The sequence below is a fragment of the Pseudomonas sp. SH10-3B genome (assembly GCF_019891415.1).
In the GTDB taxonomy this organism is placed as follows: domain Bacteria; phylum Pseudomonadota; class Gammaproteobacteria; order Pseudomonadales; family Pseudomonadaceae; genus Aquipseudomonas.
The window spans coordinates 52,314-75,815 of the sequence record NZ_JAFLXD010000027.1 but is presented as its reverse complement, the minus strand read 5'-3'; the positions used below and the strand labels follow the sequence as shown (position 1 = coordinate 75,815).

The window sequence follows — 23,502 nt, the reverse complement described above, 5'->3', positions numbered from 1 at the left end:
GCCGCTTTTTTCCGGATCCCCCATGGCCTCACTTGCTCACCTGTTTTCGCCTGTCGCAGTGTTGCTGGCGCTGGCTTTCCCGGCCTCGGCAGCGACGCTTGAGGTGTTGATGCATCAGGCCGATGGCAGTCCGGTCGCGGATGCGGTTGTGACCTTGCAGGGGCCCGCAGGCCAACCCACGTGGGCACCCAAGGCCGATATGGACCAGCGCGGCCAGCGCTTCGCCCCCCATGTGCTGGCGGTGCACACCGGCACCCAAGTGCGCTTTCCCAACAGCGACAATATTCGCCATCAGGTCTACTCCTTCTCCACCGCCAAGCGCTTTGAACTGCGCCTGTACGAAGGCACACCCGCCGCGCCGCTGCTGTTCGACAAACCCGGGGTGGTGGTACTGGGCTGCAATATCCATGACTGGATGCTCGGCTACATCTACGTTACCGATGACCCCCGCTTCGGCGTCAGCGATGCCCAGGGCCGAGTGCGCCTGGAGCAACTGCCGCCCGGCGATTACCACGCCACCCTGTGGCACCCGCAACTGGCGGATATGCAGCCCCTGGATGGCGGCATCCTGCATGTGCCGGCGGCCGGCTTGAGTCACCCTGTGGTGCTGAGCCTGCAGCCCCCTTCGGCGGATCTGCCACCGACGCCCACGCCGAGCGCGTTTGGGGACGCCTTCAATCGAGCTGCCCGTGAAACTGCGCAGTAGCTTTCAGGCGCGCGTCGCCTGCGTGCTGATCCTGCTCTCGCTGGTGGTGATCGGCGCGGTGTATTTCAGCGTCAAGGTCGCGACCAGTTCGGCGGTGCGCAGCCAGGCCCTGGCCCAGTTGGACGTAGGCTCGCGGGTGTTTGAACGCTTGCTCGACCTGCGCGGTCGGCGCCTGGCCGATGGCGTGCAACTGCTGGCCGCCGACTTCGGTTTTCGCGATGCGGTGGCCAGTGGCGATTCGGCGACGATGCGCTCGGTGCTGCTCAACCACGGCAAGCGTATCAACGCCAGCGACATGATCCTGTTGGGCATGGACGGCAAGGTCCTCGCCAGCACCCTCGACGAAGTGCCCGAAGGCTCGACTTTCCGCTACGACCAGGCGCTGCGCGAAGCCCGGCGCAATCGCCAGGCCACGCTGATCGTGCCGCTGCAAGGCAAGCCGCACCTGCTGGTAGAAGCCTCGGTGCTGGCGCCATTGCCGATTGCGCGGGTGGTGATGGGGTTCAGCATGGACGCCGCGTTTGCCGAGGAATTGCGCTCGTTGAGCAACCTGGAAGTGTCGTTCCTTGCGATCGATCATGACCGTCCTGGCGAGTTGGTCAGCACCCAGCCGCAAGGGCTGCATGACAGCGTTATCGAGTTGATACAGGTCGATTCGACGCGCCATGGCGTGTCCACCACCGACCACCTTGCGCGCCGGTTCCTCAGCCAGTCCCTGGTGTTGGCCAGCGATGAGAACGGCAAAGTCCTGGCCTTGCTGCAAAGCCCTCTGGACGCGGCGATGCAAGCCTTTATGCCACTGGACGAAAAGATCCTCGGCATTGCGTTGGTGGCATTGATCGCTTCGCTGATCGGTGCCTTGCTGCTGGCCCGCAGCGTGTCGCGGCCGGTCCAGGCGCTGGCGCTGGCGGCCGAGCGCATCGGCCAGGGTGATTACCAGACCCCGGTGCTGCTCAAGCGCAGCGATGAGCTGGGGCGCCTGGCGCTGGCGGTCAACGCCATGCAGAGCGGCATCGCCGAGCGTGAGCAACAGCTGGCGCACAGCGCCCTGCACGATCGCCTGACCGGCCTGCCGAACCGCGCGTTGGCCATGGAGCGCCTGAGCAGTGCGATTGCCCTGCAACGGCCGATGGCATTGATTTACCTGGGCATCGATAACCTGCGCGCCGCCAGCGAAACCGCCGGGCCGGACGCCGTGGACCAATTGCTGCTCACGGTGAGTAATCGTCTGCAAGTCACCTTGCGCCCCGGCGATACCCTGGCGCACTTGATTGCCGATGAATTCCTGCTGCTGCTCGAAGGCGCGGGCAGCCAGGAAGCGGTGGGGCTGGCCGACAAGCTGCAACAACTGTTGCTGCGGCCCCAGCGCGTCAACGGCCATGACCTGGCGCTGGACTGCCGTCTGGGTATCGCCGCCTACCCGGCCGATGGCGACAGCGCCCAGACCCTGTTGGAGCGCGCGGCGATTGCGATGAAAGACGCCGCGCAAATGCCCGGCCGTTTGCACATCTATGAGCAAGGCCGCGATCTTGCGCATCGGCGGCAAATCACCTTGATCCGTGACCTGCGCCACGCGCCCAGCCAGGGCCAACTGCTGCTGCATTACCAGCCCAAGCTGGACCTTCGCCAAGGCCACGTGCGCCAGGCCGAAGCCCTGTTGCGCTGGCAGCACCCGCAGTTCGGCCTGGTCTCGCCGGCAGAATTCATCCCCCTGGCCGAACGCTCCGGCAGCATTCGCTTGCTGACCCAGTGGGTGATCGAGGAGGGCATTCGCCAGTTGTGCGAGTGGAACCGGCGCGGCCTGTATCTGCAGTTGTCGTTGAACATCTCGGCGGATGACTTGCTCGGCGATGAGCTGGCCCACCGAGTTTCGGCGTTGCTGCGTCGCTATGGCTTGCCGGCGGAACAACTGGTATTCGAGATCACCGAGAGCGCGGTCATGCGCGAGCCGGAAAAAGCCCTCAAGGTCCTGCACCTACTGCGCGAATGTGGCATTTCTCTGTCGGTGGATGACTTTGGTACGGGCTACTCGTCGCTGGCGCACCTCAAGCGCTTGCCGGTGCAGGAATTGAAGATCGACCAATCCTTTGTGCGTAACCTCGATGAAACCAGTGAAGACGCGGTGATCGTGCGTTCCACTATCGAGATGAGCCACAACCTGGGCCTCAAGGTCGTCGCCGAAGGCGTCGAATACGCCCACAGCCTGCGGTTGCTGGAACGCTGGCAGTGCGACACGGCCCAGGGTTACCTGATCAGTCGGCCCTTGAGTGCCGACGCTTTCGAAGCCTGGGTGGCCTTGCCCCTCAGCGTGCAAACTTCCCTGGTTCATTGAGTGGCTGACGTGCGTGTTTCTCTATTGATCGGCTGCCTGACCGCCCTGACCGTGCAAACGACCCTGGCCGATAACGGTCGACTGATCGCCACTGGCGGTGCCAGCAGTATCGAAGGTACCGCGGGTGGTGGCATCACGCCGTGGGCGGTGCTGGCCGGCTATGGCGAACAGCACGAATGGGGGGCCACGGCCTTCGCCACCACGGTCAACCTGCCGGACTATCGGCTTGACGTGGCCGGCCTGGCGCTGGCCTATGACAACCGGGTCGAACTGTCCTTCGCGCGCCAACGCTTCGACCTCGGCACCTTGGTGCACAGGCTCAACCTGCCCGAGGACAATCTTGGCCAGGACGTGCTGGGGCTCAAGCTGCGGCTGTTCGGCGATGTGATCTACGACCGCTTGCCCCAGGTTTCGTTGGGCCTTGAGTACAAGCATCAGACCAACTTCGACATCCCCCGCCTGGTAGGTGCCAAGCGCGACAGCGATGTCGAAGGCTACCTGGCCGCCAGCCGCCTGTTCATGGGCGCGGCGTTTGGCTACAACGTGCTGGTCAACACCAGTCTGCGCTACAGCCGCGCCAATGAAACCGGCCTGCTCGGTTTTGGCGGCGACCGCCGTGACAGCCGCAGCCTGCTCAAGGAAGGCTCCGTGGCACTGCTGCTCAACCCGCGCTGGGCGGTGGGTGTGGAGTACCGCGAGAAGCCCGATAACCTCTCGTTTGCCGGCGAAAGCGATTGGGCCGATCTGTTCGTCGGCTACTTTCCCAACAAGCATGTGTCCTTCGTGCTGGCCTACGCGCGCCTCGGGGAGATTGCCACGTTGGATAACCAGAACGGCACCTACTTGTCTGTGCAGGGGAGCTTCTGATGCGTCTGTTACCCGTGATTTTGGCGTTGCTGCTCAGCGCCTGCGCCCAGCAACCGCCCAAGGACGACAGCCTGTACCGCGACCTCGGCGCCATGCCCGGCATCACCCGCATCGTCGAAGGCATGCTGCTCAACATCGCCCGCGATGAACGCATTGTTGATCGTTTTCGGCGCATCGATATCCAGCGCCTGCGCAACAAGTTGATCGAACAGTTCTGTGTGGAAGCGGGCGGGCCGTGCACCTACACCGGCGACAGCATGGCCGAGAGTCACAAGGGGCAGCATGTGAGCCGCAGTGATTTCAATGCACTGGTGGAGGATTTGATCAAGGCGATGGACAGCGAGGGGATCGCGGTGCCGGTGCAGAATCGGTTGATTGCCCGGTTGGCAGTGATGCGCGGTGAGGTGATCGAACACTAGTTTGATGAATGCCGGGAGGCAAGCCCCTCCCACATTTTGATCTGTGTTGGTTATGAAAAAGGCGGCTACCTGTGAGGGTAGCCGCCTTTGTTTTGCCGCCGGTAACGCTTAATCCGGCAGTTTGAACGCCATCACGTAGTCACCCTGCTTGGTCCCCAGGGAACCATGACCACCGGCCATGACCAGCACGTACTGCTTGCCGTCCTTGCCGGTGTAGGTCATCGGTGTGGTTTGCGCGCCGGCTGGCAGGCGGCCTTCCCACAGTTGCTTGCCGTTTTTCACGTCGTAGGCACGCAGGTACTGGTCAAGGGTGCCGCTGAGGAAGGACACGCCACCGGCCGTGGTGAAGGTGCCGCCCAGGCTAGGGACGCCCATGCTCAGGGGGATCGGAACCGGCGAGCTGTCACGCACGGTGCCGTTCTTGTGCATCCAGATGGTTTTGTGGGTGGTCAGGTCGACCGCCGCTACATAACCCCAGGCTGGCGCCTGGCACGGCAGGCCCATTGGCGACAGCATGGCTTCGAGGATCACGCCGTACGGCGCGCCTTTGTTCGGCTGCACGCCTTCGGTTTCGCTGACCCGTGGGCCTTGCTTGGCGATGTCGGCAGCCGGGATCAGCTTGGATTTGAACGCCATGTAGCTAGGGTTCACAAACGCGATCTGGCGTACCGGGTCGACGGAAATGCCACCCCAGTCGAACACGCCGAAGTTACCTGGGTAAACGATCGAACCTTGCAGCGATGGCGGGGTGAAAGCCCCGTCGTAGCGCATGGATTTGAAATCGATGCGGCACAGCATCTGGTCAAACGGCGTCACGCCCCACATGTCACGCTCTTTGAGCGGCGGCGGCATGAAGTTCAGGTCGGACTTCGGTTGGGTCGGCGAGGTGTGGTCGCCGGCGACAGCGCCTTGCGGCACGGCCACTTCGTGGATCGGCACGACCGGTTGGCCGGTGGCGCGGTCGAGTACGTAGATGCTGCCTTGCTTGGTCGAGGCCATCACGGCCTGCTTCACGCCGGCTTCGGTCTTGATGTCGATCAGCGACGGCTGGCCGCCCACGTCCATGTCCCACAAGTCATGGTGAGTGAACTGGAAGGTCCACTTCACGTGGCCGCTGTCGATGTCCAGGGCGGTCAGGCCGGCGCTGTATTTTTCCGAGTCTTCGGTACGGTCGCCGCCGTACTGGTCGGGCATCTGGTTGCCCATCGGCAGGTAGAGCATGCCGAGTTTTTCATCCACGGCGAACATGGACCACATGTTCGGCGAGTTGCGGGTGTAGGTCTTGCCTTCGGCCAACGGGGTGGTGTCGTTCGGGTTGCCGCTGTCCCAGTTCCACACCAGCTTGCCGGTGTGCACGTCGAACGCGCGAATTACGCCACTAGGCTCGTCGGTGGAGACGTTGTCGGTGACGTGGCCGCCGATCACCACCAGGTTTTTGGTCACGGCCGGTGGCGACGTGGAGTAGTAACCGCCGGGGGCGAAGCTGCCGATATTGGCACGCAGGTCGACCTGGCCTTTGTCACCGAAGTCTTCGCACATCTTGCCGGTGTCGGCATTCAGGGCGATCAGGCGGGTGTCGGCGGTCGGTACGAAGATGCGTTTCGGGCAGGCGTTTGGCGCGGCAGCCGGGCTGGCGCTGCCGGTCGGGCTCTGCTCGGAAGCGTAGGCGGCGTCATCGTGATACGACACGCCACGGCAGGTCATGTGTGCCCAACCCTTGAAGTTCTCGGCACCCTGGCTGCTGATCTTCGGATCGAAGCGCCAGATTTCCTTGCCGGTGTCCGGGTCCAGCGCGATCACCTGGCTGTGCGGCGTGCACACGTAGAGCATGCCGTTGACTTTCAGCGGGGTGTTTTCTGCGGTGGTTTCACCCGGGTCGTTCGGACCGGGGATGTCGCCGGTGCGATAGGTCCACGCCGGTACCAGCTTGTGGGCGTTTTCCGGGGTGATCTGCGCCAGTGGCGAGTAACGATCACCGTAGGCCGAACGGCCATAGGAATTCCAATCGCCATCCGCCTGGGACGGAGCAGCGCTGGCCATGCCCGGTACCGCGTCGCGGTCCAGTTGGCCTTTGATCTCGCCGGGGTTGGTGAATTGGCTGGCAACGGCAGCAGCGCCGGCCAGCACCACGGCCAAGCTCAGCGCGCCGGTGCCCAACGGGGCAGGTTGGCCGCGCAGCAACGGCCGGCGAAACCACGGGAGCAGCATGACGATGCCCAAGGCGAACAGCAGCGCCAGGCGCGGCACCAACTGCCACCAATCCAGGCCGACTTCCCACAGGGCCCACACGGTGCTGGCGAACAGCACCAGTGCGTACAGGCCCAGCGCGGCGCGGCGGGTGGCCAGCAGCAGCAGGCCTGTGAGGGTGATGCCGATACCGGCCAGCAGGTAATACAGCGACCCGCCGAGCATGCTCAGCTTGATACCACCGGCCAGCAAGGCCAGGCCCATGATCAGCAGCAAGACGCCTAGCAGCCTGGGCAGCAGGCGGCTAGGACGTGAAGCACCGTCAGTGCTCATAGTTGTGTTTCTCCGTTACGTTGGAATTATGTATCCCCGTGTTTCTTCACTGTAGATGACGATTCGGCACGGGCTTGGTTCAGCGTGAATTAGGTTTTTCTGGGGAGAGCGGCGTTATCCACAGGCGGGCGATTTATTCCCAGGCGCAGCTCGGTGTAAGACAGCGCTGTCTTGGTAGGTAGGAATAGTCAGCAAAATGGGGTCAGCCGGGGAGTGAAACGTTTCAGGTTATTGCGGACAAGGATAAAGCGCTGGCGCACCAAGAGAAAGCACGAATCGCAAGATGCATCATTTCAGATTTGGTAACAGTGACAGATCGTCGCTGCCAAATAAGGGGGTAGGGGGCTTGCTCCCGATTGCGGTGTGTCAGGGGTGAATGTAGCGGCTGACACTTCGCCATCGGAGCAAGCCCCCTACCACTGGGGCTTTCAGTGGTTTTTAGAACGTGGTGCGGATGCCCAATTGCACACTGCGCCCGGGTGCCGGGGCGATATCGCGCAGAATCGAGCTGGCGTAGCGCACGGTCTGGTTGGTGAGGTTTTCGCCATTCACAAACGCCAGCCACTGGCTGCCGCCGACATTGAAGCGATACCCGGCGCTTGCGCCCAAGGTGGTGTAGCCGTCGGTACCGCTTTCGTTATCCGGCACACGCCCTTGCCCGGCAGCGTGTTCGATGTCGATACGCGCTTGCCAGCGGTCCAGCTCCCACAGCAGGCCGCTGTTCAAGCGCAGCGGGGCAATGCGCGGCAAGGCTTCGCCGGTGTCCAGGTTGGTGGCGCGGGTGTAATCGCCCGACAGCTCCAACGCGAACTTGCCGTAGGCGCCTTCCCCCAGCTTCCAGTGATCCTGGGCCTCGAAGCCGGCGAAACGGGCGCGCACACCGGAATACTCGTACTCGGGGATGCCGCCTGCGTCTTCTTCACCTTCGTCGTTCAACGTACGACCGGTGCCGAGCAAGCCGATGTAATTGGAGAAGCGGCTGTAGAACACACCGAAGCTGCCCTTGTGGGTGCCGTTGTCAAAGCGCAGGGCCAGGTCGCTGGACACGGCTTTCTCTTTCTTCAGGTTAGCGTCGCCCAGCTCATAGGTGCCGGTGGCGACGTGGGCGCCGTTGGCGTACAGCTCATAGAAGGTCGGGGCGCGCTCGGTGTAACCCAGGGTCGCGGCCACGGACCAGATCGGCGTGAGGGTGTAGACCGCGCCCGATGACAGGCTGCCAGCGGTGAAGTCGTTACCCTTGTCGGCGCCGGCGAAGCGTTGGTTGCCCTTGGCGTCGGGGTCGACGCTGGTGTGTTCCAGGCGTCCGCCGAGGCTGAGTTTCAGGCGTTCGGTGGCTTGCATTTCTTCGAGGATAAACAGCGCGCCGGCGTTGGTGTCGGTCTGCGGCACGAAGGCCTCTTCACCGAGGGCCGAGAATTCGTTGCGGGTGACCTGAGCACCGACCACGCCGTCGAACGGGCCGATAGGTTGGTGCCGCGCTTCGACGCGGGCCTCGTAGCCCTTGTTCTTGAAGATCGTGCCGGTCTCGCCGCCTTCGATCTCGCGGTGCTCGTAGTCGGTGTAGCCCGCGTCGACTTTCACCGACGTAAACGGACCTTGCAGGTTGCGGATTTCGGAGGCAAACGCGTAGTGATCCTGCTGCATGCGGATGCGTACAGCCTGTTCGGCGGGGGAGCCATAGTTGCTGTCGTAGTTGCTGTAGGACAGCCCGGCGTAACCGTCATCCCAGGTGTAGGAACCGCCCACCGCACCGCCGTCCTGGCGCCCGTCGCTGTTGCCCAGGCGGCCGTTCTTGCCGGGGGTGTCATCACTTTCCGGGGCGTGACGACTGCGGGCCTGGCCGGGGATTTTCAGGTCGTTGAATTCCCGCGCATTGGCATCCAGGTGCAAGGCGAAGGTGCCGTTGCCGGCTTCCAGCTTGCCGGCGCTGCTGCGTGTGGTGTCGGCACCGCCGTAGCGCAATTCACCTGCGCCGTGGATGCCTTCGATGGCTTCGGTGGGGATGCGATTGTCGAAGGTGTTGACCACGCCGCCGATGGCGCTGCCGCCGTACAGCAGCGCCGCTGGGCCGCGCACGATTTCAATGCGTTCCACGTTAACCGGGTCCAGCGGCACCGCGTGGTCGTAGGACAGCGACGACGCATCCAGCGCGCCCACGCCATTGCGCAGGATGCGAATGCGGTCGCCATCCTGGCCACGGATGATCGGCCGGCTGGCGCCCGGGCCAAAGTACGAAGACGACACGCCCGGTTGCTTGTTCAGGGTTTCGCCGAGGCTGCCTTTTTGTTGCAGGGTCAGGTCATCGCCTTCCAGCACGGTGGTTGGCGAAGCGAGTTGTTCGCTGCCCAGCGGGTTGCCGGTAATCACTTGGGGTTGCAGTTCCAGGGCCTGGGCTTCGGAGCAGATCAACAGCGCGGCAGCAAGCGGGGACAAGCGCCATAGGGAGGATAGGGACATCGGACATTCCTTGGCAAAACGACGAAAAGATTTGAGATTTATAGTTACAATATAACATATCTTTTTCGCTGAAAGCGGGAACTTTTTTTACCTGCGAGGGCGGAGTGATAAGGTGTGCACCTTCGTGAGCACTTTTTTCATAGGCCCGGCATGACCGCGACAAGCGACGACCCTCTCCACGGCGTGACCCTGCAACACGTCCTCACCACCCTGGTGGAACATTACGAATGGGAAGGCCTTGCCGAGCGCATTGATGTCCGCTGCTTCAAGAGCGACCCGAGCATCAAGTCGAGCCTGACGTTCCTGCGCAAGACCCCTTGGGCGCGGGAGAAGGTCGAAGGCTTGTACGTGAAGTTGATGCGCACCAAACGCCCGCTGGATTGACCCCATGAAGCGGTATGTGGCAGCAGCGGCGCTGGCCGGTTGGGTGGGCTTGGCGATTCAGCAGTACCTGATTTTCTATTCGCGCTGGGAAGCCGGCGCCAGCCTGCTGGGCGGGCTGATCAACTTCTTCAGTTTCTTCACAGTGCTGACCAATACCCTGGCAGCCGTGGTGCTCAGCTACGCGCTGATCCGTCGGGACTGCGCCGCCAGGCGGTTCTTTCTCGCGCCCAGTGTCAGCAGTGGGATTGCCGTGAGCATTGTGGTGGTGGGCCTGGCCTACAGCCTGTTGCTGCGGCATTTGTGGCAGCCCGAGGGCTTTCAATGGATCGCCGACGAATTGCTGCACGACGTGATGCCGGTGTTGTTTGTCATCTACTGGTGCTGGTCTGTACCCAAGGGCAGCCTGCGCCTCAAGCACATTGGCGCGTGGGTGATTTATCCGCTCATCTACTTCGCCTATGTGCTGCTGCGCGGGGATTTGCTCGGGCAATATCAATACCCGTTCATTGATGTCGGCACCCTCGGTTATCCACAGGTGTTTGTGAATGCCGGAGGCATTCTGGCGGGGTTTGTGCTGGTTGCACTGGCCGTGGTGGGACTGGATAAGCTCATCAAGCCCCGCTGCTGATTCATCCTTCCTCACCGCTCCTGGGCGAGCACCGTCTCGTCGAGCGGTTGTGCGCTTCCTCTCGAACGCTTCAACTCATTAGTTAATCTTTCCACATAGAAGTGTTGATCTTTAAGGTGATGTAGTCCTGTTCTTACAGTTATATTTACCCATGGCTCTGCATAATTAAACTTCATGTAATCCAATTCTTACAGATGAATCTAAAGTTTTGGCAAATTGCCATAATTTTCTTATAAGTCTTGGCGTTCTCAGGCTACGTAATTAAATGAACTGGCCGACTTGGCTTCTGAGGTTTGCACTGGATAATCACCAGGCCTCATCAAATGAGCAGAGTTGCAATGCAAGTAATTGGAAAAAAGATAGGGCGTTCTGCGCGCTAAGGCGACGGAATGACTTAATGACGTTTATTACTATGTGAGCCTCTATACATGAAAGCCAAAATGAACACTGCGCTGTTATCCATCGGGTTGTTGGTAGGGTCTATGTCTGTTGCTCAGGCGGCGGATGGAACGGTCACCTTTTTGGGTTCGGTCCATTCCGGCGCCTGCTCCATCAAGCCTGACTCCGTCGATCAAACCATTCCCCTTGGCGCGATCGCCAAGCATCAGTTGCAGGCGGGAGGGAAGTCCGAGCCTCGGCGCTTGCTGATTGAACTCGAAGGTTGCGATCTGGCCGGACTCACCGATAACACTGTGACCACGACCTTCACCGGGGCGCCATCCGGCGTTGTGCCGGGTGCGCTGGGCACCGTCGGTAGCGCGGGCAACGTCGGCATCATGATGACCCATGGCAGTCAACCCGTTCGGTTGGGTGTGCCTACCACGCCGCAGATCATTGCCACCGGTGATAACACGCTGGAGTTCGGTGCCTATGTGCAAGGCGCTGCTACGGGCGACATCGTGCCGGGTGATTTCAGCGCGGTGACCAATTTCACCTTGGCTTATCAGTAAGCTTTTTCCCCCGCCACCCAGCGTGGCGGGGGAGGCGGGTGGAGGCATAGGTGAAAACATTCATAAGTCTCGCTATCACCTCTTCTTTGGCGATGTGCGTCAGCCCTTGGGTGATTGCCCAGGAGCTTGCGCAAGGGGATGGGCTCGTCACGCTGGGAGGAGAGGTCGTTGATTCGGCCTGCGGGCTGGAGTTGGTCAGCGTCGATCAAACCATCGATATGGACCCTGAGCCCATCGGCCGGTTTTTACGACGCGCCAGGGGAGGCGACCAATCCTTCCAGTTGCGCCTGGTCAATTGCACATTGAGTCGCACCGATCCGTTACGCCCCGGGGTAACGCTGCCCGACTGGCAGCACCTTCGGGTGACGTTTGACGGCCCCTCCGACAGAGGTGGTCGCTCTTTTGCGGTGTTTGGTGGCTCCCAAGGTGTTGCTCTCAATATCGAAGATTCCGTTGGCCAATTGAGTATTCCCGGCCAGCCGATGACGCCGCATCCATTGGCGGAAGGCGACATGACGCTTCACTTCACGCTTCATTTTGTTGGCAACGGATTGCCCATAGTGGCCGGAGCGCACCGTGCCGCCGTGCGATTCAAGTTGGAATATTTCTGAACTTTGATGGGTTGCTTGCATGTTGAATACGGCGAAGGTCAAGAATACGCTGCGCTCAAACTTTTTTAGTGGGTTGATATTGTTGCCGAGCACTGCTTTGGCTGCCGGGGATATTGAGTTTAATACAGACGTTCTTGATCTAAGTGATCGGACTAATATTGACTTGTCTCAGTTTGCCCGCCGCGGTTTTATTCTGCCTGGCACTTACTCGATGGTTGTGCAGATCAATAATCAGGCGATGGCGGAGCAATCGGTGGCTTTCTATCCCCCCGATAATGATCCCAAAGGCAGCCAGGCCTGTTTGTCGCCGGCCCTTGTGGACTTGCTGGGGCTCAAAGTGTCGGGCGCTGCCGAACTCAAGTGGTGGAAAGGCGGTGACTGCCTGGATATAGAAAGCTTGCCGGGCATGGAGGTCAGTGGCGATCTGGCCACCTCCACGCTGAACATCAGCGTGCCCCAGGCCTACCTTGAATACAGCGCCATCAATTGGGATCCGCCTTCCCGCTGGGATGAGGGCGTGCCGGGGTTGCTGATCGATTACAACATGACGGTGCAGTCCAGCTACCAAAAGAATGACGGCACCCGTAACAACTTAACTGGTAACGGCACCCTGGGGGCGAATGCCGGGGCCTGGCGCCTGAGGGCGGACTGGCAGGGGCGTGTCGAAAAAGGCCTCGACAGTGGGTACGGGGACCCACAACAACTGGAGTGGAGTCGTTACTACGCTTATCGCGCAGTGCCTGCACTGAAGGCGCGCCTGACGGTGGGAGAGGACTATCTGTATTCGGACCTGTTTGACAGCTTCCGCTATACCGGTGCCGCACTCATTTCGGATGCAAGCCAGCTGCCACCCAACTTGCGTGGTTATGCCCCGGAAGTGGTGGGAGTCGCCAAGACAAACGCCCGGGTAGTTATCAGCCAGAAGGGCCGCGTGCTGTATGAAACGCTGGTCGCTGCAGGCCCGTATCGTATTCAGGACCTCAATGACGCCGTGAGCGGTACCCTGGATGTGCGGGTGGAAGAGCAGGATGGTTCGGTACACACCTTCCAGATCGATACGGCAGGCATTCCCTACCTGACGCGCCCTGGCCAGGTTCGTTACAAGCTGGCGGTGGGGCGGCCCTCCGATCTTCAATACGGCGCCGATGGCAATTTTTTCGGTACCGGTGAGTTCTCCTGGGGTGTCAGCAATGGCTGGTCGCTGTTTGGCGGCGCTATCACCGATAACAACTACCGTGCGTTGTCTGTCGGTGCCGGTCGTGACCTGTTGGCGTTCGGAGCCGTATCGCTGGATGTCACTCAGTCCCACGCCAGCGTTTGGAATCAGACGCTCTCGGGCAAATCCTACCGCCTTCAATACTCCAAGCACTTCGAGCAGTACGACAGCCAGGTGACGTTTGCCGGTTACCGGTTTTCCGAGAAAAACTACTTGAGCATGAGTGAGTACCTGGACGCCAGCCATTACGGGTTGAACGGCGAGCTCGGCGGGATCGAAAACGTAGAGTACATCGAGGGCTGGAAACCGATTGGCGACAGCAAGTCACTGTACACGGTGACGCTCAATAAACAGTTTCGTGACCTTGGGGCGACCGTCTACGCCAGTTACAACAAACAGACGTATTGGGGGCGCCCGGACACTCAGCGCTGGAACCTGTCCATGTCGCGCTACTTTAATCTGGGGACAGTCAGGAACATGAGCCTGTCCCTGAACATGTACCGCAGTCAGGAATACGCCTACAAGGATAGCGGAATGGCGTTGACGGTCAGCCTGCCGTTGGGGCGCAGCGGCACCCTGTCGCTGGATGGCAGCAGGACCTCGGGCAAAGAGAGCTATGCCACGCGTTACAGTGACCGCCTTGATGAACGCAATAGCTACCAGCTCAGTGCAAGCGACAGTTCTACCAGCGGTTACCTGAGCCATATTGGCGACCAGGCTGACATCGATCTCAGCGCCAGCACACAACAAGGCAATGGCAGAACCCTCAGTGCGTCTATACGCGGTGGCGGCACACTCACGCCCTACGGTGCAGCCCTGCACCGAACCAATGCCGTTGGCGGAACCCGTCTGATGATCGATTCCGGCGGGGTACCCGACGTGCCTGTGCGGGGTTACGGCGTGTCGACCCGCACCAACACCTTCGGCAAGGCGGTGATCTCCGATATCAGCAGCTACCAGCGCACGGCCGCCAGTGTTGACCTGGAGAGCTTGCCGAGCAACGTCGAAGCCACGCAGTCGGTGACGCAACTGACACTCACCGAAGGGGCCATTGGTTATCGATCGCTGGAAGTGATTGCCGGTGAAAAGGCCATGGCCGTGCTGCGCCTGCCGGATGGCAGTTCACCGCCCTTCGGCGCGACGGTGAAGAACATAAAACAGCAGGACACCGGGATTGTGAACGACGGCGGTGCTGTTTACCTGAGTGGCATCCAGGCCGGCGAGCAGATGATCGTCAGTTGGGGGGGCCTCGAACAATGCCTGCTCACGCTCCCTATGGTTTTACCAGCCGACAGCTTGACCGATGCCCTGCAACTGCGCTGCCAGAGTGTAGCCACTGATCAATCCTCACCCGAGCCAGCATCGCTGACCGGGAAGCGTACCGATACGGAGAACCCCGCCTCATGATGCTCAATACGCGCCCTAAATTCCTGGTCTTCGCGCTGCTGGCAACAGGCCTGACCCCGACCGCCGATGCTGCGGTTGGCCTGGACCGTACCCGTGTGATCTTTGAGGGTGGCAAGGATGCCACCAGCGTGAACATCACCAATAACAACACCCAGTTGCCGTACCTGGCCCAGGGGTGGATCGAGGATGAGCAGGGCAACAAAATCACCTCGCCCTTGATCGTGCTGCCGCCGGTTCAGCGCTTGGAGCCCGGTAAGCAAAGCCAGGTGAAAGTTCAGGCATTGCCGGCGGTCAAATCCTTGCCCCAGGATCGCGAGACCGTTTACTACTTCAACCTGCGGGAAATTCCGCCGCGCAGCGACAAATCCAACACTCTGCAAATTGCGCTGCAGACCCGCATCAAATTGTTCTACCGTCCGCAAGCCATCATGCCCAGCCAGCAGGACTTGTCCCATCCTTGGCAGGAAAAGCTGACCCTCACCCGGCAAGGCGACCGTTACCAGGTGAATAACCCCACGCCTTACTACGTGTCCCTGGTGGACGCGCGCAGCAGCAAAGACGGCAAAACCGTGGCGGGCTTTGAACCGGTGATGATCCCGCCCAAGGGCACGCAGGCTTTGGGACCAACGGCCAAGGCACTTGGCCAGGCGCCCTATTTGGCCTACGTGAACGATTACGGTGGACGCCCGTTCCTGGCCTTCACCTGCAGTGGCGAAACCTGCACCGTGAACGCGCAAGTCTCATCGCCTAATGAGTAGCGTCTGCTGCGGGAGAACGTCATGAAATCGCACACCGTGAAAGTCTTGGGTTGCGCGTTATTGGCCTTGGCGGCGCGGGTGGGCGCCGAGGATGACGAAGGCATCGATGGTCAACGAGGGCGGTTGAACGTTAACGGGTCCATGCATGAATCGCCTTGCAGCCTGGAGATGACATCGCGCCATCAAACGATTGACCTGGGCGCCGTGTCGGCCAGCCAACTGCTACGACCTGGCGATCAGGCGCCATCAAGGGCATTTCAACTGCGCTTCCAGGATTGCCAGCGCACCGCCGGCAGTATCCTCAGTGAGCGTACGGGGAACCTGGCATGGAGTTCCCATGAACCGGTGCTGTCGGTCACGTTTCTCGCGCCTGCCGATGCCGATGATCCACGGTTGGTCAAAGTGCAAGGCATCACCGGGATGGGGCTGCGTTTGACCGACGCCCTGGGCCGGGACGTGCAACTGGGCTCCCGGGGCGAACCGTTGTTTTTGACCGAGGGCGGCAGTCTCCAGACCTGGAATGTTCAACCCACGCGCACCTCCGCGCCGTTGACCAGTGGGGCCTTTCGGGCCGTAGTGGATTTCAGGCTCAGTTATGAGTGAGGGCAATGTAATGACGAAGGCAGTCGGCTCGCGGGCCATTCTTATTGGGGGAGTCCTGCTGTGGGTCGTCAGCCTGGGTGTGCAGGCCGACACCAACCTGATCATCCGCGCGGTCATCATCGCACCTCCGCCGTGCATCATTAACGGCGGGAGTACGCTCAATGTGCCCTTTGGCAACGACCTTCTGACGTCACGGGTGGACGGTGTCAACTATCGTCGCAACGTGCCTTATACCGTCACCTGTGATGCCCCTTTCAGCAACGCCATGAGACTTGAACTCAGGGGCACGGGGGCCTCGTTTGATGCGCGCGTACTCTCGACCCGCAACCCGAATCTTGGGGTGAAACTGTTCGTTAACGGTGCGGATTGGCCGCTTAATGCGGCCGTGAATTTTACCTATCCCAACTTCCCCGTCGTGCAGGCAGTGCCGGTCAAGCGCGCGGGCAGCATCCTGCTCGGGGGCGCATTTGATGCCGCCGCCACGCTTGTGGTCGATTACCAATGATGAGGAGCGCGCAATGACATGCTGGCAGCAGCGAGCCTTGCTCGCCTTGTGTTCGATCGGCCTGAGCAGCGCTGCTTCGGCCAACTTGACGTTCAGCGGGACACTCAACGAGCCGCCGCCCTGCACGATCAATGCGGGGAACAAGATCGAAGTCGATTTCGGGGATGTCGGCGTAAAGCGAGTCGATGGTGTGAGATACCGTCGAGGGCTCGGCTACACCATCAACTGTGGTAGCGCCACGCTCCCGTGGGTGCTGAAGTTGAGTGTCAACGGCACACCCACGACGTTCGACGGCTCGGCTGTGCAAACCAGCGCGCCTGGCCTGGGCATTCGAATACTCCAGAATAGCCTGCCGTTTCGACTCAATACGCCACTGGACATAACCGTGTCGTCACCGCCGATGTTGGAAGTCGTACCGGTCAAACAGCCGGGTGCAACGCTGGCCCCCGCAAGGTTTACAGCGGTGGCCACGCTGTTGGCCGAATACCAGTAGGAGTTGAATCCATGGGACATGAGAGTGTTCATCCCAGGTGGCTGTGCGCCGTGCTGGCCTGGGTGCCAGCCTTCAGCCTGATACCCGAGGCGTCTGCGACGGACAACCTGAATTTCAAGGGCAACCTGGTTGAGCAGGCCTGCAACATCAGGCCTGGCGACGAGGCAATCACCTTGGAGCTCTGGGACCTGACCAGCAAGCACCTCTACATCAACACGCGCTCTGTGGGCAAAGGCTTCAAGCTGCATCTGGAAGACTGCGACACCACCATCGGCAACACGGTGACCATCACCTTCGGCGGTGTGGAAAACCGGGCGCTGCCCGGATTGTTCGCGCTGGATAGCGGCAATGGTGCCTCGGGTATCGGGCTCGGTCTGGAGACGCTGAGTAACAAGCCATTGCCCGTGAACAAAGTCAGCGACGAACAGGTTTTGGCCAATGGCAGCAATGTCATTGAGCTCAAAGCCTATGTGCAGGGGGAGCCGGATGCCCTCAGGGAACAAACCATAGGCCACGGTGCTTACAGGGTGACCTCTACGTTTACGCTGGACTATCCGTAGTGCTGTGAATCGTAACTCATAGGCCGCCACGGCCTCGGACAAACTTCAACGCTCTTCTGGACGGCGTCAGAACGCAGGCCGATATTCGCTGCGCAGTGCCAGGGAGGGCAGCAACGAGATATAAAAAATGAAACGACTGTATGTAGCCATCGTGACTCTCGTCATGCTGGGTGTAGGTACGACCGCGCAGGCGGTTGATTGCCGAGTGAATGGCGGGCCCTGGGTCAATGGTAATCCCAATCTGGTTGTGCCGGTCACGGTCACCCTGAGCGCAGACCGCACGAGGGTTTTTATGGAAGGGGCAAGGCTGGAATGTCGATTTACCCCAGATGGAGGTCCATCTTCGCGTGAGGACTACTGGACCACGGGCAGCGTCGCAGGCGCCCCCTGGACTCCCGGCCCCAAGTTCAGCACTCAAGGCACGGGATTACGTATTAACGGCGCTTTCTATAACACCCCTGTTCCGACGAGTATTCGGATAGCCACTATTCCGAACAACATGGCTGCTTACCCGATCAATATCACCCCCTATATCCTGTTGCGTAACTACCCGGCTACGCCGATCGACGTTCGAATAGGGGACAACCTCGGTCTATTGCGTCTCACCAGCTCGAACAATTACGACGCCACTCGGCCGCAACTCACTGTCACTTATACGGCCGCCAACACCTTCACCATCTCCCCGTCCACCTGCACGATCAACAATAACAACCCGATCGAGATCAACTTCGGCAATGTGCACCAAAGAGCAATAGGTACCGATCCGCTGACCACGACCATCCGCAGCAACCGCCGGCTCACTTATTCATGCCCGGACGGCGGGATTACTACACCGATCACCATCACTTACAAAGGCACCGCCTCTTCGTTCGACACGCGTCTGCTGCGAATGACCAACCCGGACGTGGGGACGGCCCTTGTTCGTGGTGCAAGTGCGGTTCATGTCAATGGTTCATTCTTGACCCAAATTACCAACAGCGTGGGGGGCGACGATGTGACGTTTTCCCTTGTTCGGCGAGCAGGCTCCCTACCTGCTGCCGGAGCCATCAGCGGCAGCGGAGTCCTCGTTATGGGGGTGCCATGACACACCCGTAACGTGAGGCTTACTCCTCTTCGTTGCCGTCCGCACGCCAGTAGCCCACGGCCTTGAGGAACTCCTCATTGACCTTATGCGTGTCCAGCAGCACCCGGCGGACCTGGCGCGACAGCTTGGTTTCGGTGGCGACAAAGCAGTACAGCGAGCCACTCGGCAGCGTGAGGTTTTTCACGCTGTCGAGCAGGTCGTCCTGACTGCGCACCACCCAGATCACCTCCACATCGGCGGCACTGTTCAGCGTTTGTCGTTCCGCCGCATTTTCGATCTCAATCACCGCCAATACTTTGCGCCCGGCTGGCAGTTCTTCCAGGCGGCGGCCGATGGCCGGCAGGGCGGTTTCGTCACCGATCAGCAGGTAGCTGTCGAAGATGTCCGGCACGATCATCGAGCCGCGTGGCCCGCCGATGTAAAGGTGCTGGCCGACCTTGGCCTGGCCGGCCCAGGTGGAGGCGGGGCCGTCGCCGTGCAGCACGAAGTCGATGTCCAGCTCCCCGGTGCTCAGGTCATAACGGCGTGGCGTGTAGTCGCGCATGGCCGGCTGCGGGCCGTCACCCTTGATGCTGAAGGTCGGGCTCTCCAGGGCTGCCTGTTCGGCGGCGTTCTGCGGGAACAGCAGCTTGATGTGATCGTCACTGCCCAGGCTGATAAACCCCGCCAGTTCCGGCCCGCCCAAGGTGATGCGGCGCATGCGCGGGGTGATATCGACGACCCGCAGTACGTTGAGACGGCGGCGTTTGATTTCGTGGGTCACGCGGTGGATGGCTTGGGTATTCATTGAGCTTTCCCGTCGGCAATGGCTTGGGCGGTGCCGTTGAGCAGCGCCGCGACACGAACGATTTCTTCCGGGCTCCAGCGCCCGTGGTGCGAATGCAAGGCATGGCGCAGGTTGTGCACGGCCTCGTGAATTTCCGCTGGGCGATCGTGGCCGCGCAGCGAGCGTTTGCTCACGTCCATGCGCAGGCGAATACCGTCGAGGGCCACCGCCTGCTCGCTTAATAAGAGACGACCGGCGTCGGTGATTGTGTAGCGTTTTTTTCCACCTTCGGCGTCGCCGGCGATCAATTCGCTTTCTTCCAGAAAGGTCAACGTCGGGTAGATCACCCCTGGGCTTGGGCTGTAGGCACCGTCGAACAGGGTTTCAATGCGGCGGATCAGGTCGTAGCCGTGGCAAGGCTGTTCGGCGATCAGCGCCGGCAGCAGCAATTTCAGGTCACCCGGTGCAAAGACGCGCGGACCACGGCCACCGCGTTCGCGGCCGGGGCGTTTTTCAAAGCCGTCGGGGTGGTCACCGTGGTCTCGGTGGTGATGAGGTTCTCTCATTGTCGTGTTCTCCTGTCTGATTTAGATACAACTTAAGATATATCTTACTGTGGTTGCAAAACCGTCTGACGAACGGTAGCGACAGGAAAATCCGGCTGCGCAAGGGCCACGTGACACCCGAACAGGGTCTGGGTTTATCAGCAGATAGCGAGTGGTAAATGGCAAATTCGTGAATACGCAATAAGCTGGTTAATTGGAGTAGTTGCTCTAATGGCCGGGAATAGCCCGATAATATCTATCTTGTGGCTTATCTCCTACAGATGAGTGATATATATAAGTAGTACGGTGAGTTTTGGCATGTAATAAAGGGACGACAGTTAATACTCATATTTTTGATTTTTATAGTTTTTTTCTTTATTGATTTGTCGTGTTTAATTACGAGTTAGCGCGAAAGTGCCGGCATCTTTAGAAGTTTTTTCGAGGGACTATTTACCTGCTTCGCAAGACCGATTTATTCGGTTGCTGCGCCGCGAGAAATCAGTTTTCTCAACTAACGTTTGATGTCACCACAGGTACTAACAAATGCTTAAAAAGACCGCTTTCGTCCTGCCACTCGTTGCTTTGGCCATCGGCTCGTCCAGCGTTTTCGCTGCCGGTGAAGCCAGCAGCGTCATCAACATCAAGGCGACGATTCCTACCAAGCAGTTCCATGTACTGCCACGTGATCCCAACTTCGGTCGCGATGAAACCATGAACTACAACCCCGTCACCGGTGAACTGAGTTCGCTGCGCGCCACCTACGACCTGAAAAACACTGACGGTTCGATCCACGCGTACATCGAAGGCGGTCCTGCTTCGTTGACCAACGGCACCTCTGCGATCGCACTGACCAACACCTTCAACGGTGTGGTCCTGACCGGCTCGCCACTGGAAGTGGCCGATGACGCAAGCACCACGCCAGGCACTCAGGCTGACCTGGTCGTGGCTGCCGCCAAACCTGCGGATGGTGTGTCCGGGCTGTTCACCACCAACTACACCATCGTGTTCGACCACGTGCCACGCGTAACGCAGTAAGGCCTGATAAGCACCGGCTTATTGTTGGGTAGCGATACCGGTCGACAGGCAGTCGCTGTCGGTCGACCGGTTTTGCGTTTGAAGTCCGAAATCAGAGTATTCCGTTCATGTTCCCGATGACTTCCATCGCGGCAGCGCTTGCCTTGTTGTTTTGTGCGGGCGCGCTGGCGGCAGGTACCGCCGATGGCACGACACCTCGTAGTTTGCTTTCCCAGGCCAAGGGATTGCCGGCGGACTTTGAAGAGCACTTTTTTGATGTCCCCCTGGCGGTCAGGGTTGAACTGGACCAGGAGTTTGTCTCCGAGGCGATGATTGTCCTGACGCGTGACGACCGCCTGACCCTGCTCGACTTTACCGACCATGAAGGCAGCGTCATCAAGGACGAAGAGCGCGACCACTGGGCCGATTACCTGAAACAGGGCGTGGCCCTCGGTGCCTGCGCCAGCAATTGCCCCTCCGGGCTCATGGCCGTGCACTACAACCTGGAAAACTCCACGGTGTCCCTGCTCACCGAAAACGCCGAGCGTGATACCCAGGAGCAGCGTTATTACTTCCTGCCCACCGGCGGCAGCACCGGCCTGATCGTGCGCAACCAGTTGAACCTCAGCGGCGGTGAAGGCCAGGACCTGGGCGGGCGCTTCGGCGTCGACGCCAGCAGTAGCCTGGGCCTGTGGAGCCAGACGCTGAACATGCAGTTCTCGCGCCTTGGCGGCCCCGATGATGATGACCTCAACCACGCGGTGTACGCGCTCTACACCCAGCGTGAGCTGGAAGGCAACTTCCTGCGCCTGGGGTACTTCACACCCAATGCCGAAGGCCTGACACGCCAACTGCGCACGTTCGGTGCCAGCCCGGACACCGCCGTCGGTGTGATGTACGGCAGTTCCGATAGCCTGGTGATCAGCAACGCCAAGCCTGCGGTCTACCCGATCTACGTCACCGCCAGCCGTCAGGCGTCGGTGGAGATTTATCGCAATGGCCTGCTGATCAACACGCAGCCGGTCGGCAGCGGCTTGCACAGCCTCGACACTCGGCCCCTGCCTGGTGGCATCTATGAGGTGGAAGTGCGGCTGGTGGAAGACGGCCAGATCACCAGCACCACCCAGGAGTTGGTGTACAAGCCCAACAACTGGCGCAACCACGACGAGCGCTGGCGCTACAACCTGTTCGCCGGCCAGGAAAGTAAGCTGCTGAGCAACTTCGACGAGCAGAGCAGCGGCAGCCCGACTGCCGGCGTCTCCCTCAATTACCTGGCGCACCCCCGTGTGGTGCTGGGTGTGTCCGGGCGTCAGGTCAAGGACAACATGCAGTACGGCACCTCGCTCGACTGGACCCTTGCCGACCAGGCCAGCCTGTATGCCAACGTCTACTGGACAGAAAAGTACGGCACCGGCCTCGACTTCAATGGCCTTTACAACTACGGCCTGGGCAGCGTGGTGTTCAACCACACCCGCAGTTGGCTCGACACCCGAAACACCTACGAAACCCTGCCCGATGGCACGCGCATTCGTCAGCGCGACGTGTTTATCGGCCAGACCAGCAACTCGTCGATTTCGGTCAACCATCGTCTGAGTAGCCTGCGATCCATCAATAGCCGGCTGTTCTACAGCGAGGGCAACAGCGAAGGTGTCGGCCTGGACCTGGGCTGGACCGAACGTACCCACCTGTTTGGCAACGACGCCAACTGGCGCTTTTCGGTGTTTGACCGGCCCGCCAGCGCCGCCACGGGCGACCAGCGCAATCGCGGGGTCGACCTGAGCATCAGCCTGGCCCTCGGCGCGCCGGGCGAGCAATGGTCCGCCAGCATCGGCACACGGACTTCCCGCGACGGCACCCGGGACAACAACGCCTCGCTGACGTACCGCAAGGACCTGCAGGACCACCTGCTGCAAAGCGTGTCCGCCACGACAACCACCGACACCTACGGCATCGGTTTGTCCGGCATGGCCAGTTTTGAAAACGAGTATGTCAACGGCGACGGTTACCTGCAGCGCTCCTCGTTCAACAACGACTTGAGCGGCGGCCTGAACCTGGACAGCACGGTTGCCGTCGGCCAGCAAAAGATGGTGATGACCAGCCAGTACCACGGCAACGGCTCCGGGCTGATCGTGGACGTGGAGACCGATGTCGACGACATCGCCCTGCGCGCCGACGACATGAGTGGCGGCAGCACCGCCTTGCGCCCCGGTCGCAACTTCATCCCGATCACCGCCTACAAGGGCAGCTCGGTGAGTTTCGACTTCGAAGGCAACCATGCGCCGTCGGCCTCGATCCAGCCGCCACGCACGCGTTACCACCTGAACAAGGGCGGGGTGGAGTACCGCAAGATCAGCGTGATGCAAACCGTCACCGTGCTCGGCCGCCTGGTCGACCCCCAGGGCAAACCGCTCAAGGGCCTGCATGTGATCAATCACGCCACCCGTGGGGTGAGCGAGGTCGACGGGTTCTTCTCGCTGGAAATGAACGCCCGTTCGCCGACTCTGGAAGTGCGCCGCAATAACCAGTTGCTCTGCCAGTTCCGGCTCGACCCTTCCAAGGCTCGCAGTGAAAACAACGTATTGATGATCGGCGACCTGCGCTGCACGCCGGACACGTTGGCCGAGTCCACCGCCACTGAACAGATTGCCGGTTGAGCATGATGACGAGAAAACCCAAG

At 60.5% G+C, this 23,502-nt stretch carries 21 protein-coding genes; 17 read left to right on the top strand and 4 right to left on the bottom strand.

Features of this window, described 5'->3' with window-relative positions:
- Positions 1–109 precede the first annotated feature (109 nt).
- Genes J1G35_RS19780 through J1G35_RS19765 form a run of 4 tightly spaced genes read left to right on the top strand, consistent with a single transcriptional unit; the run spans position 110 to position 4,324 of the window.
- The gene (locus J1G35_RS19780) at positions 110–706 is read left to right on the top strand and encodes a methylamine utilization protein (RefSeq protein WP_256243911.1); all 597 of its coding nucleotides are present in this window, start codon (positions 110–112) and stop codon (positions 704–706) included.
- The gene (locus J1G35_RS19775) at positions 690–3,038 is read left to right on the top strand and encodes an EAL domain-containing protein (protein WP_053133647.1); all 2,349 of its coding nucleotides are present in this window, start codon (positions 690–692) and stop codon (positions 3,036–3,038) included. Before J1G35_RS19780 ends, J1G35_RS19775 begins: the two co-directional genes overlap by 17 nt.
- A gap of 9 nt (positions 3,039–3,047) precedes the next feature.
- The gene (locus J1G35_RS19770) at positions 3,048–3,905 is read left to right on the top strand and encodes a DUF3034 family protein (protein ID WP_053133644.1); all 858 of its coding nucleotides are present in this window, start codon (positions 3,048–3,050) and stop codon (positions 3,903–3,905) included.
- Positions 3,902–4,324 carry a group 1 truncated hemoglobin gene (locus tag J1G35_RS19765; protein WP_172681482.1) on the top strand — a complete coding sequence of 141 codons (423 nt, stop codon included), beginning with the start codon at positions 3,902–3,904 and terminating at the stop codon, positions 4,322–4,324. The genes J1G35_RS19770 and J1G35_RS19765 overlap by 4 nt, the downstream gene beginning before the upstream one ends.
- Positions 4,325–4,432: 108 nt before the next feature.
- Here the strand turns inward: J1G35_RS19765 and J1G35_RS19760 are convergent, their stop codons facing one another.
- Together J1G35_RS19760 and J1G35_RS19755 are read right to left on the bottom strand one after the other, a co-directional pair.
- Positions 4,433–6,844, bottom strand: coding sequence for a glucose/quinate/shikimate family membrane-bound PQQ-dependent dehydrogenase (locus J1G35_RS19760; RefSeq protein WP_223015788.1), 2,412 nt, complete (start codon positions 6,842–6,844; stop codon positions 4,433–4,435).
- Positions 6,845–7,282: 438 nt separating this feature from the next.
- A complete protein-coding gene (locus tag J1G35_RS19755) occupies positions 7,283–9,301 on the bottom strand; it encodes a TonB-dependent receptor (RefSeq protein WP_223015787.1) in 2,019 nt (672 codons plus the stop codon).
- Positions 9,302–9,451: 150 nt separating this feature from the next.
- On the opposite strand from J1G35_RS19755, the gene J1G35_RS19750 reads away from it, so the two are divergent.
- The 11 genes from J1G35_RS19750 (at position 9,452) to J1G35_RS19700 (ending at position 18,500) form a co-directional block, all read left to right on the top strand.
- Entirely contained in the window at positions 9,452–9,685 is a 234-nt protein-coding gene (locus tag J1G35_RS19750; RefSeq protein WP_223015786.1) for a VF530 family protein, read from the top strand.
- A gap of 4 nt (positions 9,686–9,689) precedes the next feature.
- Complete coding sequence (locus J1G35_RS19745) at positions 9,690–10,313, top strand: Pr6Pr family membrane protein (protein WP_223015785.1); 624 nt, start codon at positions 9,690–9,692, stop codon at positions 10,311–10,313.
- Between the two features lie 428 nt (positions 10,314–10,741).
- Positions 10,742–11,263 (top strand): fimbrial protein, encoded by a 522-nt coding sequence (locus J1G35_RS19740; RefSeq protein WP_256243910.1) that lies wholly within the window; start codon positions 10,742–10,744, stop codon positions 11,261–11,263.
- A 50-nt stretch (positions 11,264–11,313) separates the two neighbouring features.
- Positions 11,314–11,874: a fimbrial protein gene (locus J1G35_RS19735; protein ID WP_223015784.1), complete on the top strand. Its 561-nt coding sequence runs from the start codon at positions 11,314–11,316 to the stop codon at positions 11,872–11,874.
- 19 nt (positions 11,875–11,893) lie between these two features.
- Positions 11,894–14,497, top strand: a complete 2,604-nt coding sequence (locus tag J1G35_RS19730; RefSeq protein WP_223015783.1) for an outer membrane usher protein — start codon at positions 11,894–11,896, stop codon at positions 14,495–14,497.
- The gene (locus J1G35_RS19725) at positions 14,494–15,255 is read left to right on the top strand and encodes a fimbria/pilus periplasmic chaperone (protein ID WP_223015782.1); all 762 of its coding nucleotides are present in this window, start codon (positions 14,494–14,496) and stop codon (positions 15,253–15,255) included. The genes J1G35_RS19730 and J1G35_RS19725 overlap by 4 nt, the downstream gene beginning before the upstream one ends.
- Positions 15,256–15,276: 21 nt before the next feature.
- Complete coding sequence (locus J1G35_RS19720; protein ID WP_053133623.1) at positions 15,277–15,858, top strand: fimbrial protein; 582 nt, start codon at positions 15,277–15,279, stop codon at positions 15,856–15,858.
- Between the two features lie 10 nt (positions 15,859–15,868).
- Positions 15,869–16,363 carry a fimbrial protein gene (locus J1G35_RS19715; RefSeq protein ID WP_053133620.1) on the top strand — a complete coding sequence of 165 codons (495 nt, stop codon included), beginning with the start codon at positions 15,869–15,871 and terminating at the stop codon, positions 16,361–16,363.
- Positions 16,364–16,376: 13 nt separating this feature from the next.
- The gene (locus J1G35_RS19710) at positions 16,377–16,856 is read left to right on the top strand and encodes a fimbrial protein (protein ID WP_223015781.1); all 480 of its coding nucleotides are present in this window, start codon (positions 16,377–16,379) and stop codon (positions 16,854–16,856) included.
- An 11-nt stretch (positions 16,857–16,867) separates the two neighbouring features.
- A complete protein-coding gene (locus tag J1G35_RS19705; RefSeq protein ID WP_120447712.1) occupies positions 16,868–17,416 on the top strand; it encodes a fimbrial protein in 549 nt (182 codons plus the stop codon).
- Between the two features lie 127 nt (positions 17,417–17,543).
- The gene (locus J1G35_RS19700) at positions 17,544–18,500 is read left to right on the top strand and encodes a fimbrial protein (RefSeq protein WP_223015780.1); all 957 of its coding nucleotides are present in this window, start codon (positions 17,544–17,546) and stop codon (positions 18,498–18,500) included.
- Between the two features lie 19 nt (positions 18,501–18,519).
- Here J1G35_RS19700 and J1G35_RS19695 read toward each other — a convergent pair whose 3' ends face one another.
- Both J1G35_RS19695 and J1G35_RS19690 read right to left on the bottom strand, forming a co-directional pair.
- Positions 18,520–19,287 (bottom strand): siderophore-interacting protein, encoded by a 768-nt coding sequence (locus J1G35_RS19695; protein WP_223015779.1) that lies wholly within the window; start codon positions 19,285–19,287, stop codon positions 18,520–18,522.
- The gene (locus J1G35_RS19690; RefSeq protein WP_223015778.1) at positions 19,284–19,832 is read right to left on the bottom strand and encodes a PadR family transcriptional regulator; all 549 of its coding nucleotides are present in this window, start codon (positions 19,830–19,832) and stop codon (positions 19,284–19,286) included. Before J1G35_RS19690 ends, J1G35_RS19695 begins: the two co-directional genes overlap by 4 nt.
- A 522-nt stretch (positions 19,833–20,354) precedes the next feature.
- Here J1G35_RS19690 and J1G35_RS19685 point away from each other — a divergent pair.
- Together J1G35_RS19685 and J1G35_RS19680 are read left to right on the top strand one after the other, a co-directional pair.
- A complete protein-coding gene (locus tag J1G35_RS19685) occupies positions 20,355–20,846 on the top strand; it encodes a CS1 type fimbrial major subunit (RefSeq protein ID WP_053133603.1) in 492 nt (163 codons plus the stop codon).
- Between the two features lie 107 nt (positions 20,847–20,953).
- Positions 20,954–23,479 carry a CS1-pili formation C-terminal domain-containing protein gene (locus J1G35_RS19680; protein WP_223015777.1) on the top strand — a complete coding sequence of 842 codons (2,526 nt, stop codon included), beginning with the start codon at positions 20,954–20,956 and terminating at the stop codon, positions 23,477–23,479.
- The last annotated feature ends 23 nt before the right edge of the window (positions 23,480–23,502 follow it).